17 protein-coding genes and 1 riboswitch are annotated in these 20,596 nt (G+C 49.3%); of the genes, 6 read left to right on the top strand and 11 right to left on the bottom strand.

Translation table 11 applies throughout. The annotated features are described in order from the left end of the window. Window positions 1-147: 147 nt before the first annotated feature. Genes sctD through ACY2RR_RS08335 form a run of 4 tightly spaced genes read left to right on the top strand, consistent with a single transcriptional unit; the run spans window position 148 to window position 2,654 of the window. Complete coding sequence (gene sctD, locus ACY2RR_RS08350; protein WP_490107684.1) at window positions 148-1,662, top strand: type III secretion system inner membrane ring subunit SctD; 1,515 nt, start codon at window positions 148-150, stop codon at window positions 1,660-1,662. After that, a complete protein-coding gene (locus ACY2RR_RS08345) occupies window positions 1,649-1,900 on the top strand; it encodes an EscE/YscE/SsaE family type III secretion system needle protein co-chaperone (RefSeq protein ID WP_490107683.1) in 252 nt (83 codons plus the stop codon). Before sctD ends, ACY2RR_RS08345 begins: the two co-directional genes overlap by 14 nt. Window positions 1,901-1,956: 56 nt before the next feature. Continuing rightward, complete coding sequence (locus ACY2RR_RS08340; protein ID WP_490107682.1) at window positions 1,957-2,214, top strand: EscF/YscF/HrpA family type III secretion system needle major subunit; 258 nt, start codon at window positions 1,957-1,959, stop codon at window positions 2,212-2,214. Between the two features lie 32 nt (window positions 2,215-2,246). Then, window positions 2,247-2,654 carry a tetratricopeptide repeat protein gene (locus tag ACY2RR_RS08335; protein WP_281646234.1) on the top strand — a complete coding sequence of 136 codons (408 nt, stop codon included), beginning with the start codon at window positions 2,247-2,249 and terminating at the stop codon, window positions 2,652-2,654. A gap of 3 nt (window positions 2,655-2,657) precedes the next feature. Here the strand turns inward: ACY2RR_RS08335 and ACY2RR_RS08330 are convergent, their stop codons facing one another. The 5 genes from ACY2RR_RS08330 to guaB all read right to left on the bottom strand — a co-directional run bounded on the left by ACY2RR_RS08330 (window position 2,658) and on the right by guaB (window position 11,319). After that, a complete protein-coding gene (locus ACY2RR_RS08330) occupies window positions 2,658-5,408 on the bottom strand; it encodes a glycosyltransferase family 4 protein (protein ID WP_490107681.1) in 2,751 nt (916 codons plus the stop codon). Continuing rightward, entirely contained in the window at window positions 5,408-5,839 is a 432-nt protein-coding gene (locus tag ACY2RR_RS08325) for a hypothetical protein (protein ID WP_490107680.1), read from the bottom strand. Before ACY2RR_RS08325 ends, ACY2RR_RS08330 begins: the two co-directional genes overlap by 1 nt. A 109-nt stretch (window positions 5,840-5,948) precedes the next feature. Further along, complete coding sequence (locus ACY2RR_RS08320) at window positions 5,949-7,532, bottom strand: Na+/H+ antiporter NhaC family protein (RefSeq protein WP_490107679.1); 1,584 nt, start codon at window positions 7,530-7,532, stop codon at window positions 5,949-5,951. A gap of 145 nt (window positions 7,533-7,677) precedes the next feature. Further along, window positions 7,678-7,944: riboswitch (Lysine riboswitch) on the bottom strand. Window positions 7,945-8,179: 235 nt separating this feature from the next. Beyond that, window positions 8,180-9,757 carry a glutamine-hydrolyzing GMP synthase gene (gene guaA / locus ACY2RR_RS08315; protein ID WP_490107678.1) on the bottom strand — a complete coding sequence of 526 codons (1,578 nt, stop codon included), beginning with the start codon at window positions 9,755-9,757 and terminating at the stop codon, window positions 8,180-8,182. A gap of 92 nt (window positions 9,758-9,849) precedes the next feature. Beyond that, the gene (gene guaB / locus ACY2RR_RS08310) at window positions 9,850-11,319 is read right to left on the bottom strand and encodes an IMP dehydrogenase (RefSeq protein ID WP_490107677.1); all 1,470 of its coding nucleotides are present in this window, start codon (window positions 11,317-11,319) and stop codon (window positions 9,850-9,852) included. 319 nt (window positions 11,320-11,638) lie between these two features. Here guaB and xseA point away from each other — a divergent pair, with 319 nt between their 5' ends. Beyond that, the gene (xseA, locus tag ACY2RR_RS08305; protein ID WP_490107676.1) at window positions 11,639-13,015 is read left to right on the top strand and encodes an exodeoxyribonuclease VII large subunit; all 1,377 of its coding nucleotides are present in this window, start codon (window positions 11,639-11,641) and stop codon (window positions 13,013-13,015) included. 79 nt (window positions 13,016-13,094) lie between these two features. Next, complete coding sequence (locus tag ACY2RR_RS08300) at window positions 13,095-13,967, top strand: hypothetical protein (RefSeq protein ID WP_490107675.1); 873 nt, start codon at window positions 13,095-13,097, stop codon at window positions 13,965-13,967. Window positions 13,968-13,980: 13 nt separating this feature from the next. On the opposite strand, the gene der is transcribed toward ACY2RR_RS08300, so the two are convergent. From der to pilW, 6 genes are all read right to left on the bottom strand, one after another. Further along, complete coding sequence (gene der / locus ACY2RR_RS08295) at window positions 13,981-15,471, bottom strand: ribosome biogenesis GTPase Der (protein ID WP_490107674.1); 1,491 nt, start codon at window positions 15,469-15,471, stop codon at window positions 13,981-13,983. A 135-nt stretch (window positions 15,472-15,606) separates the two neighbouring features. After that, entirely contained in the window at window positions 15,607-16,773 is a 1,167-nt protein-coding gene (gene bamB, locus ACY2RR_RS08290; protein ID WP_490107673.1) for an outer membrane protein assembly factor BamB, read from the bottom strand. A gap of 6 nt (window positions 16,774-16,779) precedes the next feature. Then, window positions 16,780-17,466 carry a YfgM family protein gene (locus tag ACY2RR_RS08285; protein WP_490107672.1) on the bottom strand — a complete coding sequence of 229 codons (687 nt, stop codon included), beginning with the start codon at window positions 17,464-17,466 and terminating at the stop codon, window positions 16,780-16,782. Window positions 17,467-17,533: 67 nt separating this feature from the next. Continuing rightward, the gene (gene hisS / locus ACY2RR_RS08280) at window positions 17,534-18,808 is read right to left on the bottom strand and encodes a histidine--tRNA ligase (RefSeq protein ID WP_490107671.1); all 1,275 of its coding nucleotides are present in this window, start codon (window positions 18,806-18,808) and stop codon (window positions 17,534-17,536) included. Window positions 18,809-18,855: 47 nt separating this feature from the next. Next, a complete protein-coding gene (locus ACY2RR_RS08275; protein ID WP_490107670.1) occupies window positions 18,856-19,815 on the bottom strand; it encodes a RodZ domain-containing protein in 960 nt (319 codons plus the stop codon). Next, entirely contained in the window at window positions 19,808-20,590 is a 783-nt protein-coding gene (pilW, locus tag ACY2RR_RS08270; RefSeq protein WP_490107669.1) for a type IV pilus biogenesis/stability protein PilW, read from the bottom strand. Before pilW ends, ACY2RR_RS08275 begins: the two co-directional genes overlap by 8 nt. Window positions 20,591-20,596: the final 6 nt, after the last annotated feature.

The raw sequence follows: 20,596 nt of genomic DNA, 5'->3' as shown, positions 1-20,596 counted from the left end.
TTTGTGAACACCAATTTTTATTCCCAGTGGAAATATCCACTTCCCTCACATAACCTTTTTTAATCGGGAGTGGTCTATCAGCAGGAGCATGACCCAGCCGATAACTAAGGAATAGTTTGCCACGTCAGCGCGTTACGGATAACGGAAATGGCAGAAGTCTGGGCTCTGAAAATTCTTTCCGGCCCCCATGTAGGGGCTGAGATACCCCTTGATTCCGGCACCTGGACACTTGGCCGGCATGAAGAGTGCGACCTCGTTTTAACTGATGACACTCTTGCCGAGCGCCATATTGAGCTGAATATCAGCCCTGAAGGAGTTCAGGTAACTAATCTGGCTCAAGGGCAGAGCATTTACCTTTCCGGGGAGCCTCAGCCCGATAGCTTTGCCCTGCAGCCTCATACTGTGGTTATGGCTGGCAGTCTCTACTTTGCCGTGGGCGCTATTGGTCAACCATGGCCAGAGCTGAGTCTTTCAGGTCCACCTGCGACTTCAACACCACAACCTCAACAATCTCCAGAACCTGCTGCAGCTCCACAATCTGCCGGCGCTTCTGAAGAGATCGTGCTCGAAGACAATATCCCTGTCATTGACGATCAAGTTGATGAAGATGAGCTCTCAGCTCTTGAAGAAGAGAGAGGCCTTAAAGAAAAAACATCCAGCAGTAAACCGGGAATACTTTCATCTCTGTTCAGCTCCATGAACAGCACCTCGGTAAGCTTTGATTTCTTTGGCTGGTGCAAACGACACCCCTTTGTTCTGGGTGGTATGGCATTAGGTGGTTTCTTCTCCATTTTGATTGGTGGCTTCTTCTGGCTGTGGATGATGACCGATCCCGAGAAGACAGCCCTTGAAAACATCACTCCGGCACAAACCGCAGAATCCATCATTACCCAGATGAATATCCCTGATGTGTCGCTAAAGAAGTTACCTGATGGTTCGGTCATCATTTCAGGCTATGTCGCAGACAACAACGTAAAAGATGGCTTGCAGAAAGCTCTTAACGATGCACAGGTTCCCTATACCTTCCAGGCCGTTGTTATGAATGAAATGCGAGCAAGTGCCGCAGCTGTTCTGGAACAGTACGACTTTAAGCAGATGAGCATTGAGCTGGATACAACTCCCGGTTCACTTGTTCTCAGTGGCTATGCAGCCAACACGAAGGAAGTGGCTCGCATTCGTGAAGTTCTACAGCAGGAAGTGCATGGTCTGGTTTCGATCGTCGATCAGGTGGAATATCAGGTCACCCGCCTGAAAGCTCTTCGTACCATGCTCAAGGAAAGAGGCCTTTCCCAGAAAATCCGTTTGCTGGAAACTCCTGGAAAAGTCATTTTAAAAGGGCGCCTCGGCGACGCCTCCCAGGGCTATTACCTGAAGGAAATTGTTCAGGATTTCCGTGAAAAGTACAGCAACCGCCCTCAGTTGGTGATTGATGTCACCCTTCCGGCTACGGATCTCGCCACCATGCAGCCTCTGCTGAAAATCAAGAGTGTCAGCTTAGGGCGGATTCCTTACGTCATCCTTGATAACGGGGAGAAGTATCTGCGGGGGGCGAAGCTGAAAAACGGATATATACTTGAAAATATCAATCTGGAATATCTGACCCTCAAGTTAGGTCAGGAACGAATTAAGTACTTCATAGGAGGGGGCAATGGCGGACAATGATTTTATTTCTCTGTCAGTCACGGAAGACCGCTTGGCAACTGATGCGGATGGCACCTACAAGAGTCAGCTGATCGACCAGTTGAACGCTGATACAGAAACACTGAAGAACAAGAAGAATTCCGGGCTTTCTCCCGATCAATTTGCCAGCACCGAAGCCCTGATCGGCGCCATGGAACATGCAATCAAGGTTATAGAACTGACCTGGTTTAAACACCATATGCCAGAAAAACAGCATTAAATCATTCACCAGACTAAAGCAGCTAAACTGGTTTATGACCCTGAAGGGAGAAGGATATGTCAGGACAAGACTATGGCGCGGCAGGTGGTGCGAATCTCAGCTTTAGTGAGACAACGGCACGCCTTAATACCAAGCTGAAAGATTTTGAAAGTCAGGTTGAAGCTCGAATGGAAAACCTGGACCCCAGTAACATGGCGGATTTGATTCAGTTCCAGCAGGAAATTAACAAACTGACCATGATGTACAGTCTTGAGAGTGGTGTGATCAAGTCCATTAAGGACACCGGACAAAGCATCATCCAGAAAATCAACTAACGACTAAAAGCATCTGAGCAGGGAAGCCCAAAATGGTAAGCGCAGAAACACTCAGACTCCTGGCCGATATCGGGTTTATGGCAACAAGCGGCGGCTTTTCCAAGCAGGCAAGAGCCCTGTTCGATGCCATTGAGCTTGCCAGACCAGATAGCGTTCTACCTCATATTGGGTCTGCCCTGAATTATATGAACCTGAATATGCATCAGGAAGCTCTCGATACGCTTGAGAAAAAAGCTCTGAAGCTGGAACCAGACAATGCCACCGTTCAGGCATTTATGGGGATGGCGCTGATGCTTCTTGGCAGAAGCAGTGAAAGCGAACGCTGTTTGAATGGAATTACCGATAGCGATGACACACTGGCCGCATCACTGGCATCAAACCTTCTTTCTGAACTTCGCCAGCACGCCAATAAGAAACCTGCAGCTCCCGGCCTTCACTGATATTCAGTCAAGGCCACACCTTTCCAAAAGCCATTCCCGGTAGAGCGCCGCTAACCAAGACGCTCCAATATCAAAGTTTGAATCAGGTGTATTCTCGTCAGACATCGCTGCAGAGATGTTACAGATTTGCTCCTTCACTTTGGGGTCAGGCACAAGATAATCGACCAGATGCTGCCCTTTCATCCAGCTTTGCACCAAATGCTCAACAGTTTGCTTCTCTGCCCTATCACCTAATTGGCGCAGCGTTCTGCGGGCCTGAACACGAATATCAGATTTTAACTCTGACAATGAGTTCAGAGCTTTCAAGTCCAGTGTTTTCACTTGTTCAATGATTGGAGCTGCGGTGTTGAAAGGTACAGGGTCAATACGGCAAGGTAACTCTGCCAGCTGGAGCATACCTTCACACCATTGATCAGCCTTCTTCTGGAATATCCTGAGCCCTTGCTGGAAGCCTGAGGTCACAGCTTCCACATCAGAATCTTCCGACATCCATCCTTGAGCCAGAATGTCATCCCAGAGTATTTCAATGCGAGTCAGGGCAAGGCTGGACTGTGACCAGTTTTCCGGAAGAGTATCACCAGTTAACTCAGTACATAAACGCTCCAGAACTTCCGGATAACACACCATTTCTGTATCAAGAAAATGGATCTTGTCTCCACAAACCAGAAAATTATCCAGATGCGCATCGGACATACCCGTTAACAATACGAAAGCTGATAAGTAACCCAGTATTTGCATATCGGTCGAAGGTGAAACCTTATCTCCAGTCAGGTAGCGGCGAAATCCATATCGCCCCCTTCGATCCTGACCAGTAAGAATCTCGCCGCCCTCCGCAAAAACCTGACCGCTTATTCCATCATTGAAAAGCTCAATCAACCCTGATTTCTTGGCGAGAGCTTCTTCCAATCGCATATCTACTGATTTGTAAACGAGATTGCCACCACAACTAAAGGAGATACGACACACTCCCCCATAACCTTTTTCCGATAAAGGTTTTATTGTGCTGAGCATTCCCTGAATACCGAACAGCAAAGAGAGTTCTGCTCGGCTCCCCAGAACACGCTGAAAAATATTATTCAACGCACGGGCCGCCTTAATATTTCTATTCTTTTGATACCTGATCTGTAATACATCTCTGGGAGGTTCAAGAGAACTCAGCCTTACCAACAGGTCGTGTTTGAGCGCCCACAGAATCAACATATCTGCCTGGGCACGCGCTATACCTGTGGAGCTTCGTACGGTTTTAACAGAACAACCGGTCAAAAAAACCTGTAATAAAAAGGGCAAGTGCTGCACAGGCAGAATCATTGCCAAAGCATCCAGACAAACAGGAGCAACAACTCCTGAAAGTATCTGACGACCATTCAACGAGGTTTTCAATAATTGATCATTGCTAAGTTCAACGGATTCATAGCCTTTGAAAATCCGTCCGTAATGCAGGGACTTTAACTTTCCACTTGGTTGAACAGTATCTTTATGAGCCTGTGAAACCAATTCGCGACTAATAGAATCAAACTCGCGAATAACATTTTCACAGGCGTATTTCTGTTTATATCGCTCTTGCCCACAGGCTCCCACTTCCGCCCTAAGAGAGGCATCACTCGCTAGTGTGTTAAGACTTGCCGAAAGTGAACCAACATCCACTGCTACTGACTGGGCTTGAGCTAGCTGGGATTTTCCAGGATCAAAATAAGCTCCGGGGGCAATCAGCCCATCGACATTCCCCCACACGGTTGGTACTAGCAAACCTTCCTGATTGTGAGTAATCAACTCTCGATAGCCATTCCAATCAGACAAGACGACTGGAACACCTGCAGACATAGCTTCAACTGGAGCAATACCAAAACTCTCCTGCACAGAGTCCGCCAGTGAAGCAAATATATCTGCAGCACTAAAAGCAAGGTGTTTATCTTCCGGAGCCAAATCAAAGTTAAACAGCACCCGGGAGTCAATCGCTAACTGACCTGCAAGGTGCACCAGAGAAACAACATAATCATCATCTGCACTGGCCTGCCCACAAATATACAGATAGCAGTTTTTCTGATCATAGCGGTCATAAAGATCAGCAAACGCCTTGAGAAGAGGATGAAGGTCAGACTTATCTACAGGAGACAGTCTTCCCAGGCACAGAATAACGACTCCATCTTCAGGCAAACCAAGAGCTTCTCGTGCCTTGCTTTGGCTTATTGAAGAATCAATACCCTCCACACCCAGAGGAATTTTTTTCAAGCTGCCGTGAAATGCTTTTCCAGCCCTATTACCAGCTTCTTCAAGCAAGTTTTCAACAACACCAAGAGACGCCTGACTACTGCATAGAATGGAGTCGTAAGGTTTTGAAGGGGAGAGAAGCAGGCTTTTCCAAGCACTAAGAGTAATATCCTGACTCAACGCATGGGTACGTCCGACAATGGAAAAAGGCTGCGAAGCAAACGCACCCCTTAATTCCAGAAGGTAACTCAGGTAAGGATCACCCGAGTAAAACAGGTCGTAATTTGAAGATGAGAAACTGGCTGGCAGGAGTTCGATGGGGAATACCTGAACTGTTTTCTCCAGTTGCTCCGCTTCCAGCCACTGATCCCAAAATATCTGCCGGGCTTCAACATCGCCCTCTACGGCAAAGAGGTGAAATTGATCAAAGAACTCAGAATAACGAATCAGTGAAATCAAAAAACTGCTGTTAGCTTCACGCAGGCCATTGATATAGCCATCCAGAACATCTTTATCCGCCGGGAGAACCGTTCCGAAAAGAGCCATCAGGGCATCATCATACCGCCAGCGGGGGGAACTGCACCGCCACTCATTGAGTCTTGCCCAAGGAGTCCTTGATAATAAAGGCAGCAGCCACCAAAGCTTTCTATAGCTTCCTGAAAATCTTCAATAGCCACATCCGTTGGCAGACGCTGATAAAGCTGATAAACACCTTCAGCCTCATCCAAGGTCAAACTGCTGCGCTGGTCACGAATCAGGCCAAGACTTTTGTCCAACAGCAGGCGGGTATCACTCTGCCTTTGCCCGGTTGCCTTGGACAAAGGCCCAAGATCAGATAACAGATAATACTTCCCGCCATCCTCATAGCAGGAAACATCTACACCCTCCATTTCTATAAGGTAACGGCCATTATTATTTTCGGGTTTATCAATACCATTATTTCTTGAGAATTTGGTCATTAACTCATCAAGATTCATCTGCTGCATCCCTGCCTGGCTCTTCTTAAATGTCGGCCGAAATCGTCAGGACTGCAAAGCAAAAAGCCCGCAAAATTGCGGGCTTTTATTGTTGGGTCAGATTAACTGATCAGGCAAAGGTTTGCGTCTGTACTTTCTTACCCATCAGCGAAAGCTTTCGGAAAGCCAACAGAGCCAGAACAAACAGGGCCGCACTGGTTAGAACGCCAAGAGCAACAGAAGAAGTTGTACCAATGACCAGATAACCCACAAAGCAGATAGCAGCCACAGTGGTGCAGTAAGGCAGCTGTGTCATCACGTGGTCAATGTGGTGGCAAGACGCTCCAGTCGAGGAAAGAATTGTGGTATCTGAGATTGGTGAACAATGATCGCCAAACACCGCGCCAGCCAGAACTGCCCCCATCATTGGCATAATCAGCATCAGGTCAGTGGCTGCAGCCATATCACCAGCGATTGGCAGCATAATGCCAAAAGTTCCCCAGCTGGTTCCGGTTGCGAAAGCCATAGCACCAGCAATCAGGAACACCAGCGCAGGAAGCCAGGACGTGCTGATAGTATCACCCACCAGGCTGGCCAGATACTTACCGGTTTCCAGATTACCAATAACATCCACCAGCACCCAGGCGAAGACCAGAATGTAGATAGCTCCCATCATGGACTTCACACCCGCAGTCAGGGCATCCATGACCCGGCTGCCAGCGACTCGCTGACGGGCCAGCATAATGAAGCTGACAATCAAGCCTACCAAACCACCAAACAACAGAGAGTTAGCAACATTGGTATTCTCAAAGGCGCCCAGTACAGAGAAAGGCTGGCCGGAAGCCGCCAGAGCTTCTGCACCAGTACCAATCAATGCAACCACAGTGGACAGCACCAGAACAACGACAGGTACAACCAGATCAGCTACTGAGCCTTTGCCAGTATCTTCAATCTCGGTAGCTCCCATAGGCTGACCACGGCTACTATCAAACAGTTCTCCCTGTATGGCCCGGTCGGCATGGGTGCGCATAGGGCCTACATTCAAATCCATGGCCGCTGCCGCAATCACCATTGCCAGTGCAAAAATGGCGTACAGATTCATGGGAATCATGGAAACAAACGCAGAGAAAGCGGTAATATCTGTCACTTCATGAGTCGCCAAGATCGTACCAATCAGAGCAATGATATAAGCGCCCCAGCTGGAAACCGGTGTAATCACACAAACAGGCGCAGCGGTTGAATCAATCAGGTAAGCCAGCTTGGCTCGGGAAACCCGGTTACGGTCTGTCAGGGGGCGACAAATATTACCTACGGCTAGAGCATTGAAGTAGTCATCGATAAAAATAATGACACCAAGAAGCACTGTAAGCAGCTGGGAACCCTTGGCAGTTTTGATTCTTCTTCTTGCCCAGTCACCAAAGGCTCGGGTTCCACCAGCCAGAGAAATAAAGCTGGTCATGATGCCAAGGCTGACCAAGAACAGAAGAATAAAGACACTGCCGGTATTGATGCCGTCATCCCAGAACACGGAAACCAGGGCATCTACCAAATACTGAACAGTATTCAGAGGCGAAAAGCCGGTCAGCAGTAAGGCGCCAACAATAATACCTGCGCCAAGAGAAAGAAGGGTTTTGCGGGTGAGCACTGCAAGACCAATGGCCACTGCCGGCGCCAGAAGCGAAAGAGGAGAAAAAGAAAAGCTCGTTAATTCCATACTGCTGATCTCTATTTATCAGAGCAGGATCAGAACCAGAGAAAACACTCATCTGGTAACGTCCTGACATTAGACGATCAGGAGCGCGAAAATGAAAGAAACCTGCATAGGCCATCCGCACCACGCGGCTGTAGGGTTTCTTTCAAGATTCGGTAGCACTCCACGGTTGCCCCGAGTGCGCTGCTTTCACAACAACATCCCAGGCAAGCCCAGATGGCAAATGTACTGCTGATAACACGTTATTTCTGACAACTGCTACCAAACAACACCGTGACAGTGTGACACCTATTCGGTGGCACCCCAGCCGGCAGTTTTGACTCTCTGCCAGCTTCGGCGAAATCCCCTTTCCTCGATTCTCTTAGACGTCACTCCAGAAACGAGTACTGATGAATTTCGCGCCTCTACCATTCGAAACCTGCTCGCATTATGCCCACGAAAAATCACACCCACAATGCGACACACAACAAAACACGCACATTCCACACCCTAATAAGTCATTACCACAATGACCAATTTGTCACACCCACTAACCATTGGTAGAAATGTAGCAACAATTCAGAAAGCTGCCTGCAATACATACAGATAGAAAAAACCGCCAGAGTTTCCTGCTGGCGGCATTTTCTTAATAACAAGAAAGGGTTAGGAGTTTATTCCCATTCGATCGTGGCAGGAGGCTTACTGGAAATATCGTAAGTCACCCGGGAAATACGGGCGATCTCATTAATAATCCGACTGGAAACCTTTTCCAGGAATTCGTAAGGCAGGTGTGCCCAGCGAGCGGTCATAAAGTCGATAGTTTCAACAGCCCGCAGAGCAATCACATACTCATAGCGACGACCATCCCCCACAACACCTACAGACTTCACTGGCAGGAACACAGCAAAAGCCTGGCTGGTTTTGTGGTACAGATCAGCGTTATGCAGCTCTTCAATAAAGATTGCATCCGCTTCCCGAAGGATATCTGCGTACTCTCGTTTTACTTCACCAAGAATCCGTACGCCCAAACCCGGACCAGGGAAAGGGTGACGATAAACCATATCGTAAGGCAGCCCCAGTTCCAGACCAATCTTGCGCACTTCATCCTTAAACAGCTCACGCAGTGGTTCAACCAGTTCCATCGCCATATCATCAGGCAGACCACCCACATTATGGTGGGACTTAATAACATGAGCCTTACCGGTTTTGCTGGCTGCAGACTCAATCACATCAGGATAAATTGTACCCTGAGCGAGGAAGCTCACACCATTGAGACGGTTTGACTCTTCATCAAATACTTCGATAAAGGTATTACCGATAATCTTGCGCTTCTGCTCTGGATCTTCCACACCATGCAGGCGGGAAAGAAATTTCTCTTCCGCATCGGCACGGATAACTTTTACGCCCATGTTTTCCGCGAACATGGCCATAACCTGATCACCTTCATTCTTGCGAAGCAGGCCGTTATCCACAAATACACACACCAGCTGATCGCCAATGGCTTTATGCAGCAACGCGGCAACCACGCTGGAATCCACGCCTCCGGAGAGCCCAAGCAGAACTGTTTTATTACCAACCTGTTCACGCACACGGGCAACGGCATCGTCGATAATTCCCGCTGGTGTCCAGAGCTGTTCACATCCGGCAATTTCACAGATGAAACGCTCAAGAATACGACCGCCCTGCTTGGTGTGGGTCACTTCCGGATGGAACTGAACACCGTAAAAACGACGCTCTTCATCCGCCATACCAGCGAATGGGCAGCTGTCCGTCCAGGCCATGCGGGCAAAGCCTTCAGGCAGAGAAGAAACCTTATCACCGTGGCTCATCCACACATCAAGGCTGGTCTGGCCACCATCAGCCACATGATCCTGAATGTCGTGCAGAAGGGCTGAATTTTCACCAACATTTACACTGGCATAGCCAAACTCACGCAGGTCAGAAGTGCTGACACTGCCGCCCAGCTGTTCGGCCATAGTCTGCATGCCATAGCAGATACCCAGTACAGGAATCCCCAGATTGAAAACAACTTCTGGAGCTCGGGGTGTATCATCTCCGGTCACAGACTCAGGTCCGCCGGAAAGAATCACAGCTTTGGGGGCAAATTCGCGAATGGACTCTTCATCCATATCGAAAGCACGAATTTCACAATAAACCCCGATTTCACGCACACGCCGGGCAATCAGCTGGGTGTACTGGGAACCGAAGTCGAGAATAAGAATACGCTGGGAATGAATATCCTGGCTCATGAGCGTCCTGACACCTGCAAGGACTGCTGCCCGGGTGAAAGACAGCAGTCGGTTATTTATCAGCTATTTATTAACATCCAAAAACAAAGCTATCAGCCAGCTCTGTAATTTGGTGCTTCCTTGGTAATTGTTACATCGTGAACATGGGACTCACGCATACCGGCATTTGTTACTCGAACAAACTCAGGGCGGGTACGCATGGTTTCAATATCAGCAGAACCGGTGTAGCCCATGGAAGCACGCAAACCACCCATCATCTGATGAACGATGGCATTAATTGGGCCTTTGTAGGGTACACGACCTTCAATACCCTCTGGAACCAGCTTGTCAGCGCCAGCATTAGCATCCTGGAAGTAACGGTCACTGGAACCCTGACTCTGCGCCATAGCGCCGAGAGAGCCCATACCACGGTAGCTCTTGTAGCTACGGCCCTGATACAGAATGATTTCACCGGGAGCTTCATCTGTGCCCGCCAGCATGCTGCCAATCATCACCACGTTAGCTCCGGCAACAACCGCTTTAGCAAGGTCGCCAGAATAACGGATACCGCCATCAGCGATTACAGGGATACCTGTGCCCTTAAGAGCTTCTGCAACGTTCGAAACAGCGGAAATCTGGGGAACACCAATACCGGTTACAATACGGGTTGTGCAGATGGAGCCAGGGCCAATACCCACTTTCACGCCATCTGCGCCAGCTTCGGCCAGCGCCTTGGCAGCAGCGGCAGTAGCAATGTTACCACCAATAACCTGAACATTCGGGTAGTGTTTCTTCACCCAGGCAACGCGATCAATAACGCCTTTGGAATGACCATGGGCAGTATCAACAATAATCACATCCACACCGGCATCAACCAGAGCAGCAACACGATCAGGGGTTTCTGGGCCAGTACCTACAGCGGCACCAACACGAAGGCTTCCGCTTTCGTCTTTACAGGCATTTGGATAGTCCTGATTCTTCTGGATATCCTTAACGGTCATCATGCCTTTCAAAGAGCCGTTTTTATCAACCACCAATACTTTTTCAATACGGTGTTTCTGCAGCAGGCTTTGAACTTCTGTCTGGCTGGTTCCTTCCAGAACAGTGACCAAACGATCTAAAGGCGTCATCAAAGCGGTTACGGTCTTATCCAGATCCGTTTCAAAGCGCACATCGCGGCTGGTAATAATGCCGACAAGGTTGCCTTGTTCAATAACAGGGACACCGGAAATATTATATTGCTGACGCAAAGCCATCAGTTCACGAATGGTCGCGTTCGCTTCAATAGTGATTGGATCGCGAACTATACCGCTTTCATGCTTTTTAACTTTGCGTACTTCAGCAGCCTGCTCTTCAGGAGTCATATTCTTATGGATGATACCGATGCCACCTTCCTGAGCCATGGCAATAGCCAGGCGGGCTTCGGTAACAGTATCCATTGCAGCAGACAGCAGAGGAATGTTTAATTCAATTCCGCGGGTGAGGCGGGTTTTCAAGGACACCGACTTGGGCAAAACTTCCGAGTAGCCGGGTACGAGAAGGACATCATCAAATGTGAGGGCTTCTTGAGCGATACGTAACATTTTTGTTTGCCGTCCGGTTAAGGAAAAGCTGGGTGTAAAAACCAGTGTTCATTCTATTTATCACCTGTCATCCCGACAGATAACCATAAAACATACACCAGAACTGCTCTCATCGCGCTGGGAAAACACCAAAAGAACAGCTGAGCGAGGTAAATTCGTTCAATTATAAAACCCCTGAAACCACTCGACAATTCTTATATTTTCTGTTTTTTTCAGGGATAATAACGCGGTTTGCCTGTGTAAAAGCTTTTAATTGCTTCACCTCGGGTCCTCAGGCAAATGCCTGGATGAGCAAGAACCGAATCTATTCAGGTGCCTCATGCACAATCATTTCGATCCGCTAGCTTATTCTCCTCAAACACCCGGCGAGAGAAAAATCCTCTCGGTCAGCGACCTAAACCGTCAGGCCAAACGGCTGCTTGAGGTGTCCTTTCCTTCTATCTGGGTCGAAGGTGAGCTTTCCAATATCGCCCGACCACGTTCTGGCCACTGGTATTTCACCCTCAAAGATGCCGGGGCACAGGTGCGCTGCGCCATGTTTCGTGGTGCCAATATGGGAGTTCGCTTCCAGCCTGCAGAAGGCCAGCAGGTTCTGATTCGCGCCAAAGTCAGCCTTTATGAAGGCCGGGGCGACTACCAGCTGATTGCTGAACATATGGAGGAAGCGGGCGCTGGAGCCCTACAGCGAGCCTTTGAAGAGCTGAAAAACCGGCTGGCACGAGAAGGGCTTTTCGATGCTGAAAACAAAAAGCCTCTGCCGGCTATGCCCAGGCATGTGGCCGTTGTGACTTCTCCTACAGGCGCAGCGATCCGGGACATCCTGACCGTTTTCCAGCGGCGCTTTCCAGCCTTGAAAGTCACGGTTATCCCCACAGCTGTTCAAGGTAACGAAGCAGCTCCGCAGATTGTGCATGCATTATCACTTGCTGAGAGGATTCCGGGAGTAGATGCCATTATTGCCGGGCGTGGTGGCGGCTCAATGGAAGATTTATGGCCATTTAACGAAGAAGTAGTGGCTCGAGCCATTGCCCAATGCTCAATCCCAGTAGTCAGCGCTGTGGGCCACGAAGTCGATTTCACCATTGCTGATTTTACTGCTGACCATCGGGCACCAACGCCCTCAGCCGCCGCGGAACTATTGAGCCCGGATCAGGTAGAACTGCGTAATACATTATTGGGCTATCAACAAATGTTGACCCGCCTGATCAGTCATCGCTTACAGAGTAACCAGCAGCAACTTTCACATCTACGCAACCGCCTTCGCCACCCCGGAGAACGTCTCCGAGAGCAGAGCCAGAGGTTGGATGATCTGGACATCCGCCTGCGCAAAGCTATGGAGCTTCACCTGCATAAGGTTACCGCATGCCTGGAGAACAACAGGGAAAGGCTTCACCAGCACACACCACTCAACACCGTGGCAAGATTCAGCACACTACAAAGACAGCTGGATCAGCGCCTAACACAGGCAATCTCTGCCAACCTGAGCAAACATAAGCAAAAGCTGGCCTCATGTATTGCAGAGCTGGATGCCTACAGCCCCCTTTCGACCCTTCTGCGTGGTTACGCAATTATTCAGACTGCGGATAAGAAAGTTATCACTGATGCATCTCAGGTTTTTCCAGGAGATAAGTTCAAGGCTCGCCTCTCCAAAGGTCATCTTGAATGCACTGTGGATCAGGTTGTTGCAGAGGGGTAATCCACTCGCTGGCACTTTTGTTCAATTCCACTAGGCTTGTCGCTTTCTAACAACGACAAGCCTTGGGAGCCGGGCATCAGTGGGTCATGTAAAACACCAAATCCGGTTTCTTTTTCTCTTTTTTTCATTCGTAATTGCATCCATCTCCACCTCCTGCGGATTAGCCCAGGAAGAACCTTATGGCGATATCGGGCCAATAAGTGCTCTTCAGCGGGATTACGATAAATTCAGTTTCCGAATACAAAAACTCGAAAAGGGAAACTCTTTCAACGAAAAATTTCTCATTTTTGGAACAGCTGCCGTTCTGGATATTGCCCTGGAACTCATTCACTCTGGAATGATTGCCTATTACAGCCCAAGCCATATCTATGGCCGAGCCCTCAATCATAAAAACGATGTTGATAGCATTATTAAACACTACCTGAGTTACACGTTCGCACACGGCCATGCACCTGCATTAGCCATGGGAGCTGTCGCTTTTTTTAGTGGGAATAGCCTATCCCTGCCAGCTCTACCTGTTTCTGATTCAATGACTCAAATAGCATCAATAGCTACCGGAGTCGCCGTTCTATACGGGGTTCTTGCCTTAAGAGTGAAAACACTTGTATGGCGTAAACAGGTCGTTACTCCATTCTTCTCAAGCACCCAAAAGATGCTAAAGGGAATTGCACCTGCTCACCAGTATTACCTGACCGCAGCTGACCACTTAGATATGGGCAAGCGCCTCCTTCAGGCTGCAGCGGTAGTCGCCTTAATCAGCTGGGGCTTTTTAGAGCGTTTCCAGAACAAGTCTTCCATTGAGGATTTAAGGCAAACATTAACTCTGGCACGGGATCGATTACAAAGAGATAGCCGAAAAAAAATGGCTGTCATGGAGGAACTGAAACTTAAAAAGAAATTTGAGTTTGAGGAAGTAAAAAGCCTGTTGAAGCAAAACTCCAACAGGCCATAAGTGATAAAAACTATTAAATAGTACGAGCTTTGTTTTTCAATTTGTTTTTATTTGGACCAGCCTGCTTAATCTTTTTCTTTGGGTTTCTTGCCTGCATCTCGTCACCACGACGCTTCATTTTCTGCTCACGCTTATCCAGCTGGCGACGCTTGGCGTTTTGCGCTTTCACAGGCTTCTGGCGATCAGCATAAGGGTTATCGCTGCCCTTAAATTCGATCTTCAGAGGGGTGCCCATCAGCTTCAATACTGTACGGAAAGTGTTTTCCAAGTAACGAGCATAAGAGGCTGGAACAGAATCCACCTGATTACCGTGCACAACAAGAACAGGAGGGTTGTTCCCGCCCATATGGCAATAACGCAGTTTGATACGATGCCCACGAACCATTGGCGGCTGGTGACTAGCAACAGCATCTTCCAGAATGCGGGTCAGCTGGTTAGACGACCAACGCCCCATTGCTGATTCGTAGGCCTCTTCCACAGACTCATACAGGTGACCGACATTGGTACCGTGCATTGCAGAGATAAAGTGAATATTGGCAAAATTCACAAAGCCAAGACGACGCTCCAGCTCTCGCTTAACATCTTCACGTTCATCGCTGCTCATGCCATCCCACTTGTTTACAGCAATAACCAGTGAACGACCGCTGTCGAGCACAAAACCCAGCAGATGAAGATCCTGTTCAACAATGCCTTCACGGGCATCCAGAACCAGAATTACCACATTGGAGTCTTCCATGGCCTGCAGGGTTTTAATAACAGAGAACTTTTCTACTGTTTCGTGAACCTTGCCACGACGACGTACACCTGCTGTATCAATCAGAGTGTAACGCTGCTCCAGACGCTCGTAGGGAATGTAAATACTGTCCCGGGTTGTACCGGCCTGATCATAAACAACAACCCGGTCTTCACCCAGCATCCGGTTAACAAGCGTAGACTTACCAACATTGGGACGGCCGACGATAGCCATCTTGATGCCGGCCTCTTCAGGTTCTTGGTCGAACTCCTCTTCTACTTCAGGAAATTCTTCCATAAGCAGATCAACAAGTTGGCGTACGCCTTTACTGTGAGCGGCGGCAATAGGAAGAGGTTGCCCCATACCCATGCTGTAAAATTCAGCGGCTGCGCTGTCAGCATCAATACCATCAGTTTTGTTCAGAACCAGCCAGGCCTTTTTCTGGCTGCGGCGCAAATGGTCAGCAATCATCTCATCAGCCGCTGTCATCCCGGCACGAGCATCTACCAGGAACAGAACCATATCAGCTTCTTCGATAGCGGCCAGGGACTGTTCCGCCATATGAGAATCAATACCCTCTTCATCACCACTGATACCACCGGTATCAATAACAATGTATTCACGCTCACCCAGACGACCTTCACCGTATTTACGGTCACGGGTCAAGCCAGAGTAGTCGGCCACCAGCGCATCCCGACTGCGGGTCAGCTGATTAAAAAGCGTTGACTTGCCAACGTTGGGTCGCCCTACCAGGGCAATGACGGGAAGCATTCTATATCTATCCAAAAATCAGGCCGCAGGACAAACCAAGCCCGCGGGCAGAAAACAGGAAACGGCCGCCTTACGGCAGCCGTCCTTGACTTAAACTTCGCAGGCAAGCCTGCGTACAAACTGTTTGTTGGCGACTTATTTGATAGTCAAAGCCGCCAGATCGCCGTCATTGGTGTAGACATAAATCATGTCATCAACAACCACTGGACGGGAACGAATACCAGAAGAATCTACTTTGGTGCGGCCAACAATACGACCATCCACCTGAGAAATCACGTGCAGGTAACCTTCAAAGTCACCAGCTACAACATAACTACCCAGTGCGGCAGGGCCTGAAAGGCTGCGATTGGCAAAATCTTTCTGACTCCAGACAATAGAACCGGTACGCTGGTCAACAGCAGAAACCACACTGCCCGCATCGCTCAGATAAAGATTACCAAAGCCTTCAGTCATGCTTTCATAGCTGGAAGCTTCACGGGCCCAGAGTACACGACCACCGTCGCGATCCAACCCAACAACATTACCCTGGTAGCTAACCATGTAGAGACGATCACCACTGATCAGTGGTTCGGCATCAACATCAACCATTCTTTCGAGCTCGGAAGAACCGCGAGGTACGGATACCTTGGCATCCCACAATTGGATACCAGTATCAAGGCGATAAGCTCTGGCTTCACCATTAGAGAAACCAGCGTAAACAACACCGTCACTGATTCGAGGAGTTGAAGTGCCACGCAAAGTCAGAACCGGCTGCAGAACTTCCTGCTGCCATAATTTCTTGCCGTCTTTGGCGTCAAGACCAATCAGCTTGGCATCAATAGCCTGAACAACAACCACACCACGCTCGACCTGAGGAGCGGAAAGAACTTCACTGGTAACTGGTGCCTTCCAAAGCTGCTTGCCATCGCTTTCGCTCAGAGCAATAACCTGCCCGTCACGAGTACCAGCCAGAACCAGACCTTCACCAGCACCAACACCACCGGTAATGCGGGTATCAAGATCAACTTCCCACTTCTCTTTGCCTGTTGCACGGTCCAGAGCTGTTATCTGGCCAGATGCACTGGCAGCAAAAATCCTGTCTCCGGAAACAACAGGAGTCAGATGCAGCCAGGAATCTTTCTGACCACTACCAACACCTTTGTCCCAGACTGTATTAACCTTCACCTCCTGCTTAAAGTCAGGAAGTGGGTTAGGCTCTACAGCCTCTTCACCATCACTGCTACAACCGGCGAGCCCCAGCAGAGCCATTCCGATAACAGCTGATACGAAAGTTTTTTTGTTCCGGGCGACAGGGTTCAGCATGACTAGTTATATTCCCTTAGCTTTGGTCAGGTCATCCAGCTTGAGTGAGACCAGTGGACGTTGTTCGCCAAATTCAGTAGCTACATCGATCGATCGCTGATAAGCCTCACGAGCTTCATCGCGGCGCCCCAGCGCCAGCAGCACATCACCTCTAACATCTTCATAGGATGCTTTGAAAGAACCCGGCTGGTCAATCTGGTTTAACAGCACCAGAGCTTCCTCAGCATTGGCTTTAATATCGCCGCCAGACTGAGACAGCAGAACCCGGGCCAGGCGCATGCGGGAAATAATCGCAATTTCAGGGCCAGGGTTTTGTAACAGCACCCACTCCAGCTGATCGCGAGCTGTGTTCAAATCATCAGCCTGAACAGCTTTACCAGCTTTAAGCAGAGCAGACAGCTGCATGTAAACAGTATCGCCGTAATCCGCCTGAAGAGTATCCATCAGGTTATCGAAAGAGGCCTGCTGATCGTCGGTCAGTGACTGACCGGCCTGACGCAGGGACAAATCCAGAATTTCCTGATAAATACCGGAAGACAGCTGTGCTTTTTCCAGCTGATTCGTCTTCCAGGCTTTCCAGCCGTACACTGCCCCCAGAGACAACAGAACGCCCAAAAGGATGGCAGAACCATAATCCTTCCAGAACTGCTTGAGGGCCGCGACCTGTTCCTCTTCGGTACGCAAACTATCCACTCTAAACTCCCGAGTTCTTTCTATCAGTATCCGTTACTGAAATCCGCAGACACTATCTTCGGACTTCTTAACCCGCCAGCTCCTCGCGGGCGACCAGTTCGTCAAAGGTACAGGTCAGCTGAGGTTTGTCTTCCCGCAGGAATTTCACTGTCACTGTACCATTTTGTTTTTCATCTTCACCAATCACCAGAGCGATAGCTGCGCCGGATTTGTCGGCACGCTTCATCTGGCTTTTCACACTGCCGCCGCCACAGCTCACCTGAAGACGCAGATTTGGGCAGGCTTCACGGAGACGCTCCGCCAGTACCATGCCATAAGTGCCCACATCGCCAAATGTAACCAGCGCAGCATCAACTGTTTTGTTCACCTCTTCCGGCACCAGGTTACAGGTTTCCAGAAGCAGGATCAGGCGCTCAATTCCCATGGCAAATCCACAGGCTTTGACCGGCTTTCCGCCTAACTGTTCAACCAGACCGTCGTAGCGGCCACCACCACAAACAGTTCCCTGGGAACCCAGAGCGGAAGTGATCCATTCAAACACGGTTCGGTTGTAGTAATCCAGCCCCCGAACCAGGCGCTGGTTAACAATATACTTTACCCCGGCATCATCAAGGATGGCGCACAACTTTTCAAAGTGCTCACGTGACTCATCGTCCATGTAATCATGCAGCTTGGGAGCATCGCCGAGAACAGACTGTGTGCCTCTGTCCTTGCTGTCCAGAACCCGCAGAGGATTAGCATACATGCGGCGCTTGCTGTCTTCATCCAGACTGTCTTTGTGCTGCTCCAGATAAGCAATCAGGGCTTCACGGTACTTCTTGCGGGACTCAAGATCACCCAGAGTATTCAGCTCCAGAGTCACGTGCTTATTCAGACCCAGTTTTTTCCACAGAGACCAGGTCAGCAGAATCAGCTCAGCATCAATGTCCGGACCATCCATACCGAAAGTTTCGACACTCACCTGATGAAACTGGCGATAGCGACCTTTCTGTGGGCGCTCGTAACGGAACATTGGGCCTGAAGTCCAGATCCGCTGCTGCTGATTGTGGAACAGGCCATTCTGAATACCTGCACGTACACAGCAGGCAGTCGCTTCAGGGCGCAGTGTCAGGCTATCGCCGCCACGATCCTCAAAGGTATACATCTCTTTTTCCACAACATCGGTGTTCTCACCAATGCCACGGGCAAAAAGGCTGGTAAATTCAACAATCGGCACTCGCATTTCACGGTAGCCGTATTGAGCCAGGGTATGGCGAACACGCTCTTCCAGCCAGCCCCAGGTTGGGGTTTGCTCAGGGAGAATGTCATTCATGCCGCGAATGGCTTGCAGCTGTTTCGCCAACGTACTGTCCTTATTTGTTACTCAAAAAAATTTTAGGGTCGGATGCTTTAGCCAAGCGTCAGACGACCAATGCCACGACTGGAAGCCGGTATATCCTGTGTAACAGGCTTCCCCTTAAAGACAACCTCGGCTACAGAGTCAACATTGCCAAATTTGATATTCAGGGGACCATCAGCAGTCAATGTTAGTTCACTGTTAGCGGGTTTCAGGTCAGAAAAAAGAACATTGCCATCAGCATCACGAACTTCGACCCAGCATTCATCACTAAAGCGAACCAACAGTACATTTTCCCCAGTGGCAACCAGAGGCTCTTCTACAGGCTGATTTTTCTCGGCAATCACTACTGGTTCTGGAGGCTCAACAGGAAGTACTTCTAAGGCAGGCTCGTCAATAACTGCAGGCTCTATATCTACAACAGCCAGAACCTCTGGCTCTTCAACGACCTGAGGTTCTGGCTCCAAGGTATCTTTTTCCTGAACACTGGTTTCCAAAACTGCTGGAGACACAGTTTCAACTGACTCCTCTGCTTCTGTAATCTCCTGCACAGGAGCTGTAAGGGTGCTGGCAGGCTCCGTTACATCAAGTTCTGCCTGCTTGTTCCACCAGAACACACTGCCCGCAACAAAAGCGATCAACAACAGCAGTGAAACGATGGCCAGCCACCTGCCGCCGGGGAAGCCATGATTGTCGAGAGGTTTTTCCTGAAGCAATCGGGCAACCTGTTCATCAGCCTGCACTGTTTCGCCATAAAGCCCCAATATATGAGCTTCGTCCAGCTCCATCAGGCGGGCGTAACTGCGCAGATAACCCCGAATAAATGCTGTGCCTGGCAGCTGGTCATATTCACAGCTTTCCAGAGCACGGAGGTAAGGAAGGGAAATTTTCAAACGAGCTGAAACGTCTTCCAGACTCAGCCCTTTGTCTTTTCTGGCCTCAGCCAGCACTTGCCCTGCTCTCTGAAAGTTATCTTCAGAGCCTTCTGATTGTGATAGATTTTCTTCAGTCATTCCGCAATGAAGCCTGATAATTGCGATATTCCTGTGATCCCGGGTAGAAACGAGTCAGCTGGTCCGCGTATTCATCCAACTGTTCATAATTTTTGAAAACCCGGGCCAGCTTAATTCCCAGCCATAAACCACGCGCTTCAGGTCGACTACCACTCAACCGCTGATAGTTTTCAAAAAAGCGCTCTGCTTCTACATAGTTGCCGCTTTCAATGAGAAGATCAGTCATTTCAAGGCTGGCTTTCGGAAGATTTCGGTCAAGGCGCAAAGCTCGCTCAAACTGCTTTTTCGCCTGCTCCGAATCACTCATTTTCAGTGCAACAAAGCCCAAGTTTTCAAAAGCCCGGCTTCGCTGCTGGTAATAAACGTCTTCTGTAACTTTTTCAAACTGAGTGCGAGCCTGGGTGTACTTGCCTGTTTCATAAAGCAGTACCCCATAGTTATTCCGCACATCCGAGGCTGAAGAATCAATACTGAGGGAGCGTGAGAAATTCTTGGCAGCCAAGTCATATTCGCCTTGAGCCTGATAAACGACACCCAACATGCCGTAAGCCCGTGAGGAGTTGCTGTTAACTTTCAGAATTTCTTCAAGTCGCCCAATAGCACGGGCAGGATAGCCCTGCTGGAGAAAGCCAAAGGCAATCTCCAGGTTTTTCTGCTCATACACCACAGGATCACGCGCGGGCTTCTCATCCGGCAAAGTGCTCACGCACCCGGATACAGCCAGCACTGCGCCAAAAGCAAGAACCTTCAACAAGTAATGTATGGGTCTATCCATGCTATT

The sequence above is a fragment of the Parendozoicomonas sp. 2304DJ65-17 genome (assembly GCF_058148445.1).
This window is presented reverse-complemented; position numbering and strand designations above follow the sequence as displayed.

Excerpts from the sequence above, each read along its gene's own strand:
- sctD (WP_490107684.1), top strand. The coding sequence starts at position 148 with ATGGCAGAAGTCTGGGCTCTGAAAATTCTTTCCGGCCCCCATGTAGGG.
- ACY2RR_RS08345 (WP_490107683.1), top strand. The coding sequence starts at position 1,649 with ATGGCGGACAATGATTTTATTTCTCTGTCAGTCACGGAAGACCGCTTG.
- ACY2RR_RS08340 (WP_490107682.1), top strand. The coding sequence starts at position 1,957 with ATGTCAGGACAAGACTATGGCGCGGCAGGTGGTGCGAATCTCAGCTTT.
- ACY2RR_RS08335 (WP_281646234.1), top strand. The coding sequence starts at position 2,247 with ATGGTAAGCGCAGAAACACTCAGACTCCTGGCCGATATCGGGTTTATG.
- ACY2RR_RS08330 (WP_490107681.1), bottom strand. The coding sequence starts at position 5,408 with ATGGCTCTTTTCGGAACGGTTCTCCCGGCGGATAAAGATGTTCTGGAT.
- ACY2RR_RS08325 (WP_490107680.1), bottom strand. The coding sequence starts at position 5,839 with ATGAATCTTGATGAGTTAATGACCAAATTCTCAAGAAATAATGGTATT.
- ACY2RR_RS08320 (WP_490107679.1), bottom strand. The coding sequence starts at position 7,532 with ATGGAATTAACGAGCTTTTCTTTTTCTCCTCTTTCGCTTCTGGCGCCG.
- guaA (WP_490107678.1), bottom strand. The coding sequence starts at position 9,757 with ATGAGCCAGGATATTCATTCCCAGCGTATTCTTATTCTCGACTTCGGT.
- guaB (WP_490107677.1), bottom strand. The coding sequence starts at position 11,319 with ATGTTACGTATCGCTCAAGAAGCCCTCACATTTGATGATGTCCTTCTC.
- xseA (WP_490107676.1), top strand. The coding sequence starts at position 11,639 with ATGCACAATCATTTCGATCCGCTAGCTTATTCTCCTCAAACACCCGGC.
- der (WP_490107674.1), bottom strand. The coding sequence starts at position 15,471 with ATGCTTCCCGTCATTGCCCTGGTAGGGCGACCCAACGTTGGCAAGTCA.
- bamB (WP_490107673.1), bottom strand. The coding sequence starts at position 16,773 with ATGCTGAACCCTGTCGCCCGGAACAAAAAAACTTTCGTATCAGCTGTT.
- ACY2RR_RS08275 (WP_490107670.1), bottom strand. The coding sequence starts at position 19,815 with ATGACTGAAGAAAATCTATCACAATCAGAAGGCTCTGAAGATAACTTT.
- pilW (WP_490107669.1), bottom strand. The coding sequence starts at position 20,590 with ATGGATAGACCCATACATTACTTGTTGAAGGTTCTTGCTTTTGGCGCA.